Source organism: Arthrobacter sp. Y3221114, from assembly GCF_059092625.1.
The window spans coordinates 1-12,377 of record NZ_JBNHHW010000001.1 but is presented as its reverse complement, the minus strand read 5'-3'; the positions used below and the strand labels follow the sequence as shown (position 1 = coordinate 12,377).

The window sequence follows — 12,377 nt, the reverse complement described above, 5'->3', positions numbered from 1 at the left end:
ATGAGCACTGATGCATCAACCGAAGCACCGCAGATCCGCAAGGGGCTGGCCGGCGTCGTCGTCGACACCACGAAGATCTCCAAGGTCAACGCGGAGACCAACTCGCTGCTGTACCGCGGATACCCGGTCCAAGATCTGGCCGCGCACTGCAGCTTCGAAGAGGTGGCGTATCTGCTGTGGAACTCAGAGTTGCCCGACGCGGACCAGCTGCGGGACTTCACCGCGGCCGAACGCGGCGGCCGCGCACTGGATCCGGTGGTGAAGTCGGTCATCGATTCGCTGCCGGTTGAAGCCCACCCGATGGACGTCTGCCGGACCGCGGCCAGCGTGATCGGCGCCCGCCACCGGCTGGCCGAGGATTCGTCGCCGGAGGCGAACATGGCCAAGGCCCTGGAGTTGTTTGCGGCCTTCCCGGCGGTCGTGGCCTACGACCAGCGCAGGCGCCGCGGCCAGGACCTGGTGGAACCGCGCGAAGACCTGGGCTACGCGGCGAACTTCCTTTGGATGGCTTTCGGCGAGGAGGCTGCCCCCGAGGTCGTGGAGGCGTTCAACGTCTCCATGATCCTGTACGCGGAGCACTCGTTCAACGCCTCCACCTTCACCGCCCGGGTCATCACCTCCACGCTGTCCGACCTGCACTCGGCCGTCACCGGTGCCATCGGCGCGCTGAAAGGCCCGCTGCACGGCGGCGCCAACGAAGCGGTGATGCACACCTTCGAACAAATCGGCATCCGCACCGACGAAACCCGCGAGGAGGCCGCCGCCCGGGCCCGGACCTGGATGGAGCAGGCCCTGGCGGAAAAGAAGAAGGTGATGGGCTTCGGCCACCGGGTCTACAAGCACGGTGATTCCCGCGTGCCGACCATGAAGGCCGCCCTCGACAAGATGATCGACCACTACGGCCGCCCCGAAATCCTCGGCCTGTACGACGGCCTGGAGCACGCGATGGCCGAGGCGAAGGACATCAAGCCGAACCTGGACTACCCCGCCGGCCCCACCTACCACCTGATGGGGTTCGACACGGAAATGTTCACTCCCCTGTTCGTGGCCAGCCGGATCACCGGCTGGACGGCGCACATCATGGAGCAGCTGGAGTCGAACTCGCTGATCCGTCCGCTCAGTGAATACAACGGGCCCGCCCAGCGGGAGCTGGGACGCTAAGTCTGCCAGGCCACGCGGTGGCCGGTGTCGAGATTCTCGACGCCGGCCACTGTTTCGTTATCCGGCTGCATCAGCACCCGCAGCCGCGGCCGCTGCCCGGACAGCGCCAGCGGCAGCCAATGGCCGGCGTCCTGCCACATCTGCCCCAGCGGCAGCCGGTCCACGCGGTACCAGGCCGGGGCAATTTCCGCAGACTCGACCGGGTCGCCCTCCCACCGCCGGGCCACGAAGAGCGCGGTGTCCATGTTCCACGCGGGCTGTTCCGGGAAATCGAAGAAAATGCGTCCGGCCTGCTCCAGCGCCTCGGGCCCGACGCGTACTCCGGTCTCTTCCTGCATCTCCCGGCGGGCTGCATCGTCGTCGCCCTCGCCCGGCTCCACCTTGCCGCCGACCCCCACGACCTTCCCGGTGCCGAACCCGGTCTTCTTCCGGCCGAGGAGCACGTAACGGCGCCCGTCCTCCTCCCGGAGCAGGAAGCACAGGGCAACGGCGACAGTCATGGCAGCGAGTCTAACCCGGCGCCATGGCTCCGGGGGTTATGTTCTGCTGCAACCAACCCGCGCTCCGCGGATACCCGTCAGCCCCGGGCCCGCGGATGCGCCGCCGCGTAAACCTCGCGCAGGGTATCGGCGGTGACGAGCGTGTAGATCTGCGTCGTGGTGACGGACGCGTGGCCCAGCAGCTCCTGCACCACCCGGACGTCCGCGCCGCCCTCCAGCAGGTGGGTGGCGAAGGAGTGCCGGAGGGTGTGGGGGGAAACGGGCTGGGTGATCCCGGCCTTCTCCGCGGCAGTCTTCAAAATGGTCCAGGCGCTTTGGCGGCTCAGCCGGCCACCGCGGGCGTTCAAAAATAACGCCGGCGTGCCGCGTCCCTTCGCGGCCAGAGCCGGGCGTCCCCGGACGAGGTATGCGTCCGCCGCCTGGGCAGCAAAGGAGCCCAGCGGCACCAGCCGCTCCTTGGACCCTTTCCCAAACAGGCGGACGACGGCGGGACCGTCGCCTTGCGGTTCGACGCTGACATCGTCGACGTCCAGGCCAACCGCTTCGCTGATCCGCGCGCCGGTCGCGTACAGGAACTCCAAGAGCGCCCGGTCGCGCAGCCCGGTGGGGGTGTCTGCCCCGGCCGACTCGAGGATCCGGGTCACAGCCGCTACGGAAATCGCCTTCGGCAGGCGTTTGCCGGGCATCGGCGGGTGCACGTCAGTGGCGGGGTCGGTTTCCGTGATCCCTTCAAGCGTCCAAAACTTATGCAGCCCCCGCACGGCCACGATGGTCCGCGCCGCGGACCTGACGCTCAGCGCGGCGGCGCCGTCGGACCCATCGGTGATGGCTTGGGCAAACGCCGAGACATCGTGCCGGGTCACCGCGGCCGGCACGCCGACCCCACGCGCCTGCAGGAAACGCAGGTAACGGCCCAAATCCCTGCGGTAGGCCGCTACGGTGTTGGCAGCCAGCCCGCGTTCCACCGCCATGTGCTGCAAGTAGTCGCCCGCGGCGCGGCCCAACGGCGTCGCGGTGAATTCGTCTCCTTTGGCTGACGGGGCCTGCACGGACGCGATGGCGGATCAGTCCCGGCCGGTTCCAGCGGCACCGTCCGGGCGCTGGCTGGGATGCTCGGGCCATGGAGCATCTGCCGGGCGCAGGTCCTCGAAGCCGGTGGCGGCAGCCCTGGCGGCGGCGAGCACCCCGGTCACGGCCGACGGATTGTGCAGACGTCCGGCCATGACCGCGTCCACCGCGTCGTCCAGATCCACCCAGAGGTGCTCGATCTCGGCTTCCTCATCGGTGCGCTGATGCCGCTGGGCTTCCGGAACCTCCGAGAGGTCACGGGCCAGGTAGATCCGGATCGCCTCGCTGGATGACCCGGGCGAATTGAAGAAGTCCACGAGCACGTTCCAGCGGCCGGCCACCAGATCCGCTTCCTCGGCGAGTTCCCGCACGGCGGCATCCACGAAGTCCTCGCCGTCCACGTCCAGCAGGCCCGCGGGGATCTCCCACAGCGACATCCTGGTGGGCTGGCGGTACTGCCTCAGCAGCAGGACCCGTCCTTGCGTGTCCATCGCCAGGATGGCCACCGCCCCCGGATGTGCAATGTAGTCGCGCACCAACGTCTCGCCGGTACCCGGGCCGAGGGTGAAGGTGTCGCTGACCACGTCCCAGATGCGTCCCCGGTACACCGTATGGCTGTCGACCAGCGGACGCGGATCAGGGACGTCCGCGAAGGCCTCGGGGTGTGCCGACACTCAGGCTCCGGACTTTGCCGGTGTCTTGGCCTTGCCATGTTCCAGGGCGGCGGCAACGAGGCCCGCGAACAGCGGGTGCGGGCGCGTGGGGCGCGAGCTGAGTTCCGGATGCGCCTGGGTGGAGACGTAGTAAGGGTGCACGTCACGGGGCAGTTCAACGAACTCCACCAGCTTGCCGTCCGGGGAGGTACCCGAGAAAACCAGGCCCGCCGCAGCCAGCTGGTCGCGGTATTCGTTGTTGACCTCGTAGCGATGACGGTGACGTTCGCTGACCTTGGTGCTGCCGTAGGTCTCTGCAACGACCGAACCCGACTGCAGCGCTGCCTCGTACAGGCCCAGGCGCATGGTGCCGCCCAAATCGCCCTTGCCGTCGACGATGTCCAGCTGCTCGGCCATGGTTGCGATCACCGGGTGCTTGGTGTCCGGATCAAACTCGGTGGACGAAGCGTCTTCCAGTCCCACGATGTTGCGGGCGTACTCCATCACCATCGACTGCAGGCCCAGGCACAGCCCAAGGGTGGGCAGCTTGTGTTCGCGGGCGTACCTGAGTGCGCCGAGCTTGCCCTCCAGGCCACGGATGCCGAAGCCGCCGGGAACGCACATGGCGTGCACGCCGTCGAGTGCGGCGGCCGCGCCCTCTTCGGTGGCGCAGTCGTCCGAGGGAACCCAACGGATCTTCACCCGGGTCTGGTTGGCGAAGCCGCCGGCGCGCAGCGCTTCGGTCACCGACAGGTAGGCGTCGGGCAGGTCGATGTACTTGCCCACCAGCGCCACCTCGACGTGGTGCTTCGGGTTGTGGACCGCCGACAGCAGCCGGTCCCACTTCGTCCAGTTGACATCCTTGAACTTCAGGTCAAGGTGCTGCACGATGTACGCGTCCAGGTTCTGCGAGTGCAGGGTCTTGGGGATGTCGTAGATGCTTGGCGCGTCCGGGCAGCCAATGACTGCGTCGATGTCCACGTCGCACATGCGGCCGATTTTCTCCCGCATCGCCGCGGGGACTTCCCGGTCGGACCGGATGACGATGGCGTCCGGCTGGATGCCGATGGAGCGAAGCGCGGCGACGGAATGCTGTGTCGGCTTGGTCTTCAACTCATGCGACGGGCCGATGTACGGCACCAGCGAGACATGGAGGAAGAACACGTTGTTCCGCCCGACATCCTGGCGGACCTGGCGGGCGGATTCGAGGAACGGCTGCGACTCGATGTCGCCGACGGTGCCGCCGATCTCGGTGATGATCACGTCCGGAACCTTCTTGCCCGCGACAGGCTCGGCGGGCAGGCGCATGCGGCGCTTGATCTCATCGGTGATGTGCGGGATGACCTGAACGGTGTCGCCGAGGTATTCGCCGCGGCGTTCCTTGGCGATCACCGTGGAGTAAACCTGGCCGGTGGTCACGTTTGCCGAGCCGTCCAGGTTCTCGTCCAGGAACCGCTCGTAGTGTCCGATATCCAGATCGGTTTCCGCGCCGTCGTCCGTGACGAAGACTTCACCGTGCTGGAAGGGATTCATCGTGCCCGGATCCACGTTCAGATAGGGATCGAGCTTCTGCATCGTCACGGAGAGGCCGCGGGCACGGAGCAGGTGGCCGAGGCTTGAAGCCGTCAGTCCCTTCCCGAGCGAGGACGCCACGCCGCCGGTGACGAAGATATGTTTGGTCGTCTTGGACGACTTGGAAAACCGGGAATTAGTTCGCTGCACCACGGAATTCGAGCCTATCACCTTTCTGGACGCCCTCGGATCTCAAGGCCGTTCCGACCGCTGCCGGGTGTGCGAACACACACCCGCCGGTCAACTCCTCCCCCGCCGGCGGCGGGGCTGGTCGTGCCTGTAGCCGATGCTACAGCGCCCTCGCTCCGTCGATCAGTTCCTGGGCGTGGGCCCGGGCGGAATGGGATTCTTCCTGGCCCGCAAGCATGCGGGCCAGTTCGGTCACCCGTTCCTCGTCGTCGAGCAACCGGACGTCACTGGCGGTCATTCCGCCGTCGTCCCCGCCGGCCGTCTTGATCACGCGGATGTGCTGGTCGGCGAAGGCCGCCACCTGCGGCAGGTGCGTCACCACGATGACCTGCACATAGCGGCCCAGCATGGCCAGGCGACGGCCGATCTCGACGGCTGCCTTGCCGCCGACGCCGGCATCGACTTCATCGAAGACGAAGGTGGGCACGGGATCCACCTCCGCCAGCACCACTTCGATGGCAAGCATCACGCGGGACAGTTCACCGCCGGAGGCACCCTTGCCGAGCGGGCGCGGCGGGGCGCCCCGGTGCGGCTTCAGCAAGAACGTGATGACGTCGGCGCCGTGCACCGTCAGGGCGGGCGCCGGTTCGATGTCGATCAACAGTTCGGCCTCGGCCATGGCAAGGGCCGACAGTTCTGCGCCGACCCGGCGGCCAAGTTCGGCAGCGGCTTCACGCCGCAGCGCCGTCACGGCGGCGGACCGGACGGCCAAGGCGGAGTCCAGTTCGGCGATTTCCGCCTCCAACCGCTCGATCCGGCTGGAGTCGTCGGTCAGGTCCTCCAGGCGGCTGCGGGCCTGAACGGCCCACTCGAGGACTTCGTCGATGCTGGGCGCGTATTTGCGCACAAGCCGTGCCAGGTCGGCCCGGCGCGCTTCGACCTCTTCCAGCCGGCCCGGGCCCTCGCTGTCCAGCGAGGCGCCGTAGCTCGCCAACTCCGCGGCGACGTCGGCGAGGATGATTCCGACTTCGGCCAGTCGGGCCGCAGCGCGGCCCAGTTCGGCGTCTTCGTCCTGGACCTGCTCCAGCGACCGCTTCGCCGCGTCCACCAGGGCCGTCGCGTCCGGAGAGTCGGTGTACTCCTCGGCCACGAGTGCCTGGTGCGCCAAGGTGGCAGCAGCCCGCAGTTCCTCGACGTTCGCCAGCTTCACGGCTTCGGCCTTGAGGGCGTCGTCTTCACCGGGCTGGGGGTCCAGCCCATCAATTTCCTCCAGTGCCTGCTGCAGCGCCTCGGCTTCGCGCAGCCGTTCGCGGGCTTCGGTGCGCAGGGTCTCCAGCTCGGCGCTGGCTTCCTTCCAACGGGCGAACGATGCCGCGTAACCGGACAGCGCCGTGGTGAGGGCTTCACCGGCGAACTTGTCCAGCGCTTCCCGCTGCGCCTGCTGGCTCTTGAGCCGCAGCTGGTCTGTTTGGCCGTGGACCGCCACCAGGTGGCCGCCTATTTCGGCCAGCGTTCCCACCGGCGCTCCCCGGCCGCCGACGTGCGCGCGGCTGCGGCCGTCGGCGTTCACCGTACGGGCGAGCATCAGTTCGGCTCCGCCGTCGAACTCGTCGATGTCCGCCCCCGCTTCACTAGCGCGGGCCAGGGCAGGACTTCCCGCGGCAAGCTGAACCACGGCCTCGGTCACGGCGTTGGGTGCCCCGGTCCGCACCGCCCCGGCGTCGGCGCGGGCTCCCAGCAACAGGCCAAGCGCGGTGACCACCATGGTCTTGCCGGCTCCGGTCTCGCCCGTCACCACCGACAGGCCCGGCCCCAACGGAAGCGTGGCCTCGGTGATGACGCCCAGGTTGCGGATCCGGATTTCTTCGATCACTTCGGCGCCTCCTGGCTTGGCTGGGCGTAGCGTGGTTCCACTGTTCGCACGGTAGGCAGGGACGAGGTCGGCGGTTGTTCTTCCGAGGGGCTGACGGGGCCGCGCCATCCCGACGTCGGTAGTTCAAATTTGCGGACCAAACGCTCCGAGAACGGCGTTCTCCGGGTGCGGGCCAGCCGCACGGGTTTGTTGGAGCGGGTCACTTCGATCCGGGAACCGGGCGGCAGCTCCAAGCTGCGGCGGCCGTCGCACCACAATACGCCGTTGGCATCGCTGCGGCTGAGCACTTCCACTGCCATGATCGAATCCGGGGCAACCACCAACGGTTTGGCGAACAGCGCGTGGGCGCTGATCGGTGTCATCAGCAGGGCTTCCACCTGCGGCCAAACCACCGGGCCGCCCGCCGAGAAGGCATAGGCCGTCGACCCGGTGGGGGTGGCCATCACCACGCCGTCGCACCCGAACGAGCTGATGGGCAGGGCATCGACCTCGACCACTACTTCCAGCATCCGCTGCCGGTCGCCTTTTTCCACCGCTGCCTCGTTCAGCGCCCAGGTATGGCCGATCTTGCGCTTGTCCAGCCACACCTGCACGTCAATGGTCAGGCGCTCTTCAACTGTGTATTCGCGGTTTACCACCCAGTGGACCGTCTGGGCCAGGTCCGCCCGCTCGCTCTCGGCCAGGAAGCCGACATGTCCAAGGTTGACGCCAAGCAGCGGGACGTCCGATTCCCGGACCAGTTCAGCGGCGCGCAGGATGGTGCCGTCACCGCCGAGCACCATGCCCAGATCGACACCGTCCAGGCTGATGTCCTCGTCCAGGATCTCGGTGGGAACGGCCAGCTCGCCATAGGTCTCCTGGAGGTGTCCGACCTCCTCCCGTCGCATGACCGGCACCAGGCCCGACGAGTGGAGTTGGGCGCACGTTTCCTGGGCGGCCGCCAAGGCGTCTGCCCGCCCGGTATGCGCGAGCACCAATATCCGCCGGCTCATCGCTCCACTTCCGGTTCCTGCCCTCTCGGTTCATTCAACTGGTCCGGCCGAGCTCCCCGATCCTGCGGGAAATCGGCCATTGCTGCGTCTACTGCCCCCTGCAGCACACTACCCGTTCTGCGCTCGGGAGCCCCCGGCGGCACACTTATCCACAGGAAATATTCGACGTTCCCGTCCTGACCCGGGAGCGGACTGGCCGCCAATCCGCGTACGTCCAGCCCCCTCTCCAAGGCCGCGGCAACAACGTTGCGTACCGCCCTGTAGCGTTCCGCGTGTGAACTTACGACGCCGGTGCGCGCCAGCCGTTCGCGGCCAACCTCGAACTGCGGCTTGACCATCAGCAGGAGATTCCCGGCCGGACGGGTGGCGCCGGCCAAGGGTTCGATGACCATGGTGAGGGAGATGAACGACAAATCCGCGACGGTCAGATCCACCGGTCCGCCGATCGCTGCCGGGTCGAGATACCGGACGTTCATGCCTTCGAACACCCTGACCCTGCTGTCCGTGCGAATCGCGTCGACGAGCTGGCCATGCCCGACGTCCACGGCGACGACCTCCCGCGCCCCGGAGCGAAGCAGTACATCGGTGAAACCGCCGGTAGAAGCTCCGGCATCGAGGCAGCGCAGGCCGGCCGGATCAACTGCGGGGAAGGCCGCCAGTGCGCCGGCCAGTTTGTGTCCGGCCCTGCTGACGTAGTCGGGGCCTCCGTCGGCGGCCACAACCAGCCGGTCGTCCGGGCCGACGGCGGCCGACGCCTTGGTCAGAACGGTTCCGGCACGGCTGACCCGCCCTGACGCTATGAGCTTCGCTGCATGGGTACGGGACCGTGCCAATCCGCGGGCAACGAGCTCCTGGTCCAGTCTGGGCATTGGGCTCAATCAGCCTCGGTCTCCAGGTCGGCCAACAAATCGTCGTGGATCTGCTGGTACACCGCTTGGTGCTCGCGTACCGGGAGGTCCGGAATACGGGTCAGGGCGGAGATGATGGTGTCGACTGACTCGTCGGCCGTGGAGTCACCGGGGACTGGCCACTGCGGCTGCATCTGGCCGCCGCTTTCCCCTGTTTCCGGCAGGTGCAAGCTTTCCTCCCTTGCGTCGGCGGATGTTCCCAACCGCATGAGTCAGTCTAATATCGGCGTTCAGTCGGAAAGGTCAGGCGTGGCCGCGGATGCCTGGTGCGGATAGGCATCCCACCAGGCCGCGCAGGCAGCCCGCCAGGTGTCCGCATCCTCCCGGCTGCCGGAGACGGTGAGCTTTCCGTTTTCGACGGCGGCCAGCGCTGCACCGCAGCGGAACCCGGAGCCGTCAGGCGTAACGGCAGGATAGGGCCGGTACAGTTCGGTCAGGCTGCCCAGGAGATACCGTGGCCGTTCCGCCGTGCGCGCGGCGAGCACCGTTTCGACCCCGTCAATGCCGGTCAGTACGACTGCCGTGTCCATGCCTGCGTTGTTGCCGCCCAGGATGTCAGTGTCGAGCCGGTCCCCCACCACCAACGGCCGGTGCGCTCCCAACGCCGCAGCCGCCGTCGTAAAGATGCCCGCTTCCGGCTTTCCTGCGACCAGAGGGGCCACGCCGGTGGCCGCCTGGACGGCGGCCACCAATGACCCGTTTCCGGGGGCGATCCCACGCTCCCGGGGAATGGTCAGGTCGGTGTTGGTGGCGATCCAGACGGCGCCAGCGGCGACCGCGAATGACGCCTCCGCCAGGTCCTTCCAGCCCAGCTCTGGGTCGAACCCCTGGATCACGGCAACCGGAGCATCGAGGGCGGAGCGGACCGGGACGAAGCCCTGGGCCGCTGTTTCATCCGCCAGTGTCTGGCTGCCCGTGACCAGGACTTTGGAGCCCGCGGGAACGTGCCGAGCAAGCATCAGCGCACCGGCGCGTGCCGATCCGAAGACCTGATCGGCGGTGGCCGGCGCACCGAGCTCGCGCAAATGAGCGGCCACCTGCGCCGGTGACCGGGACGCGTTGTTGGTAATGTACCCCAGTGCGGTCCGGGTCTCCGCGAGGCGCTTCAACGCTTCGACGGCCCCGGGGATGGCCTTCTGCCCGGCGTAGACGACGCCGTCCAGATCCGACAGCACGGCGTCATAGCCGGAGATCAGGGGCTTAACCGTCATTGTCCCTGCTGGCCGGCGCAGGTGCGGCGCCGGGAGCGCCCGTGGCTTCGACGTCCGTGTCTACGGCGTCCGTAGCTTCGGCGTCCGTAGCTTCGGCGTCCGTAGCTTCGGCGTCCGTAGCTTCGGCGTCCGTAGCAGCTGGAGCAGCCACTTCATCGGAGCCTGCCAGAGACTCGTCCGCAGTTTCGGTTTCACCGTCGTCCGGCATCGCCTCTTCAGATTCAACCGGCCCGGTCATGCCGGCGTCGCCGACCAGAGCTGGCTCTTCAGCAGCGGATCCTGCCTCGCGCGGGCCGTCGGCCGGTTCCATGTCATCGCCGACCAAGTCGACAATCTCAGGTTCGGCAAAATCTCCCACACCCAGAGCGTTTTCGGCCACCATCGCCTGGCGTCTCCACTGCTGTGCTTCCTCGCTGCGGTTAGCGGCATCCAAAGCGTCCGCATAAGCGCGGAAGAGCCGCGGGCTGTAGGAGAACGCCCGGTTCCGGTCCAGTTGCGGAATCTCCAAGGCTGCAACCGCCGCATCATACTGCTGCAGATCGGAGCGTGCACCGGAAGCCACAATCGCCAGCTCCACCTTGCCCGTCGTATCCAGAGTTTCGGCGTCCTCTGATCGTGTCAGCTCCAACGCCCTGTCCGGGCGCCCGAGGCCACGTTCGCAGTCGGCCATGATCGGCAGGTGCTCGTTGGAACCGCTGATCCGGCGGAAGGTGCGGAACTCCCTCAGGGCTTCACCGTAGTGACCGGCCGCGTAGGCAGTCAGGCCGACGGCCTCTCGCACTGGTGCCATACGCCCACCCCTGCGGCTTGCCGCCAAGGCATGCTGGAAGGCCAGTTCCGGTTCCTCGTCGAGTAGCCGTCCGGCCATCACCAAGTGCTTGGCAACCCATTCAGCGTTCTTGGATTCCAAGGTCCGCAGCTGGGCGCGAGTGACGCGGTCCAGTTCTGTCCCTGTGACGTCGGGGTCAATCTCCGGCGATCGCGGGCGGTCGACCCGGTTGGAGCTGCGCAGGTCCCGGGCGTTGTGTTCGGGGGCTCCGCCGGCACGGTCGAACGACCTGTCACCGCGATCCTGACGCGGCCGATCACCAAAGTCCCGACGCTCACCACGATCCTGACGCGGCCGATCACCAAAGTCCCGACGCTCACCACGATCCTGACGCGGCCGATCACCAAAGTCCCGACGCTCACCACGATCCTGACGCGGCCGATCATCCCGCGAACGGAAGCCGCCAGCCGTACCGGATGCGCTACCACCACGATCCTGACGGGGACGGTCACTCTGCGGACGACGATCGCCAAAGTCGCGACGCTCACCACGATCCTGGCGGGGACGGTCACCAAAGTCCCGACGCTCACCACGATCATCCCGCGAACGGAAGCCGCCAGCCGTACCGGATGTGCCGCCGTCGCGATCCTGACGCGGACGATCCCCCTGCGGACGACGATCGCCAAAGTCCCGACGCTCACCACGATCCTGACGCGGACGATCCCCCTGCGGACGACGATCGCCAAAGTCCCGACGCTCACCACGATCCTGACGCGGCCGATCATCCCGCGAACGGAAGCCGCCGTCATTACCGGATGCGCTGCCGCCACGGTCCTGACGCGGCCGATCCCCCTGCGGACGACGATCGCCAAAGTCCCGACGCTCACCACGGTCCTGACGGGGACGGTCACCAAAGTCCCGACGCTCACCACGATCATCCCGCGAACGGAAACCGTCGCTACCCGATCGGCTGCTGCTGCCGCGGTCTTGGCGGGGGCGGTCCCCCTGCGAACGACGATCCCCAAAGTCCCGACGCTCACCACGATCCTCACGCGGACGATCATCCCGCGAACGGAAGCCGCCAGCGTTACCTGAGGCGCTGCTGCGCCGGTCCTGGTTGTCGGGGCGCTTTCTCTGGCCGCCCTCGCTGGAGCGCTCGGCTCCTGACCGGTTGCCAAAGTTGCCTCTGCCTGCACCCCTGTCGTCTCGTCCTTCACGACCCCGGAAATCAGCCATGCCGGAACTCCTCTCAGTGCGGGCCAAGGTCGAACCAGCCAACCACAGCCATCAAAATCCCTATGAAATGCTTGTCTTGTTGTGGGCGCAATTCTCTGTGGCGCGCCCGTACCATCGATCCATTCTAGTCCAGCCGACTGTTCCGCTACTTGCAGACAACCGCCGGCGGACTGTGACTCCACTAACGAATCGGGACCCTGGTTAAACGCGGGAAGGCCCCGCCATCGTTGGCGGGGCCTTCCCGTGTTCAAAGAATGTCCGGCGGCGACCTACTCTCCCACACCCTCCCGAGTGCAGTACCATCG

Annotated in this window: 12 protein-coding genes; 2 read left to right on the top strand and 10 right to left on the bottom strand. The window is 67.4% G+C overall.

All coding sequences use genetic code 11. The annotated features are described in order from the left end of the window. A complete protein-coding gene (locus tag AC5RV3_RS00060) occupies positions 1–1,161 on the top strand; it encodes a bifunctional 2-methylcitrate synthase/citrate synthase (protein WP_494120454.1) in 1,161 nt (386 codons plus the stop codon). Here the strand turns inward: AC5RV3_RS00060 and AC5RV3_RS00055 are convergent. The 10 genes from AC5RV3_RS00055 to AC5RV3_RS00010 all read right to left on the bottom strand — a co-directional run bounded on the left by AC5RV3_RS00055 (position 1,158) and on the right by AC5RV3_RS00010 (position 10,857). Beyond that, positions 1,158–1,661, bottom strand: a complete 504-nt coding sequence (locus tag AC5RV3_RS00055; protein WP_494120453.1) for an 8-oxo-dGTP diphosphatase — start codon at positions 1,659–1,661, stop codon at positions 1,158–1,160. The genes AC5RV3_RS00060 and AC5RV3_RS00055 overlap by 4 nt on opposite strands. A 77-nt stretch (positions 1,662–1,738) precedes the next feature. Beyond that, positions 1,739–2,632: a site-specific tyrosine recombinase XerD gene (gene xerD, locus AC5RV3_RS00050; protein ID WP_494120990.1), complete on the bottom strand. Its 894-nt coding sequence runs from the start codon at positions 2,630–2,632 to the stop codon at positions 1,739–1,741. Positions 2,633–2,725: 93 nt separating this feature from the next. Then, positions 2,726–3,403 carry an NUDIX domain-containing protein gene (locus tag AC5RV3_RS00045; protein WP_494120452.1) on the bottom strand — a complete coding sequence of 226 codons (678 nt, stop codon included), beginning with the start codon at positions 3,401–3,403 and terminating at the stop codon, positions 2,726–2,728. After that, on the bottom strand, positions 3,404–5,125 hold the full coding sequence (gene pyrG / locus AC5RV3_RS00040) for a CTP synthase (protein ID WP_494120451.1): 1,722 nt from the start codon (positions 5,123–5,125) through the stop codon (positions 3,404–3,406). A gap of 118 nt (positions 5,126–5,243) precedes the next feature. Then, positions 5,244–6,956, bottom strand: coding sequence for a DNA repair protein RecN (gene recN, locus AC5RV3_RS00035; protein ID WP_494120450.1), 1,713 nt, complete (start codon positions 6,954–6,956; stop codon positions 5,244–5,246). Next, the gene (locus AC5RV3_RS00030; protein WP_494113766.1) at positions 6,953–7,948 is read right to left on the bottom strand and encodes an NAD kinase; all 996 of its coding nucleotides are present in this window, start codon (positions 7,946–7,948) and stop codon (positions 6,953–6,955) included. The genes recN and AC5RV3_RS00030 overlap by 4 nt, the downstream gene beginning before the upstream one ends. Beyond that, positions 7,945–8,817 carry a TlyA family RNA methyltransferase gene (locus AC5RV3_RS00025; RefSeq protein ID WP_494120449.1) on the bottom strand — a complete coding sequence of 291 codons (873 nt, stop codon included), beginning with the start codon at positions 8,815–8,817 and terminating at the stop codon, positions 7,945–7,947. The genes AC5RV3_RS00030 and AC5RV3_RS00025 overlap by 4 nt, the downstream gene beginning before the upstream one ends. Before the next feature lie 5 nt (positions 8,818–8,822). Then, positions 8,823–9,026, bottom strand: a complete 204-nt coding sequence (locus tag AC5RV3_RS00020; protein WP_494120448.1) for a hypothetical protein — start codon at positions 9,024–9,026, stop codon at positions 8,823–8,825. A gap of 60 nt (positions 9,027–9,086) precedes the next feature. After that, the gene (locus AC5RV3_RS00015) at positions 9,087–10,067 is read right to left on the bottom strand and encodes an HAD-IIA family hydrolase (RefSeq protein ID WP_494120447.1); all 981 of its coding nucleotides are present in this window, start codon (positions 10,065–10,067) and stop codon (positions 9,087–9,089) included. After that, positions 10,057–10,857, bottom strand: a complete 801-nt coding sequence (locus tag AC5RV3_RS00010; protein WP_494120446.1) for a hypothetical protein — start codon at positions 10,855–10,857, stop codon at positions 10,057–10,059. Before AC5RV3_RS00010 ends, AC5RV3_RS00015 begins: the two co-directional genes overlap by 11 nt. Positions 10,858–11,091: 234 nt before the next feature. On the opposite strand from AC5RV3_RS00010, the gene AC5RV3_RS00005 reads away from it, so the two are divergent. Next, entirely contained in the window at positions 11,092–11,931 is an 840-nt protein-coding gene (locus AC5RV3_RS00005) for a hypothetical protein (RefSeq protein WP_494120445.1), read from the top strand. Positions 11,932–12,377 lie beyond the last annotated feature (446 nt).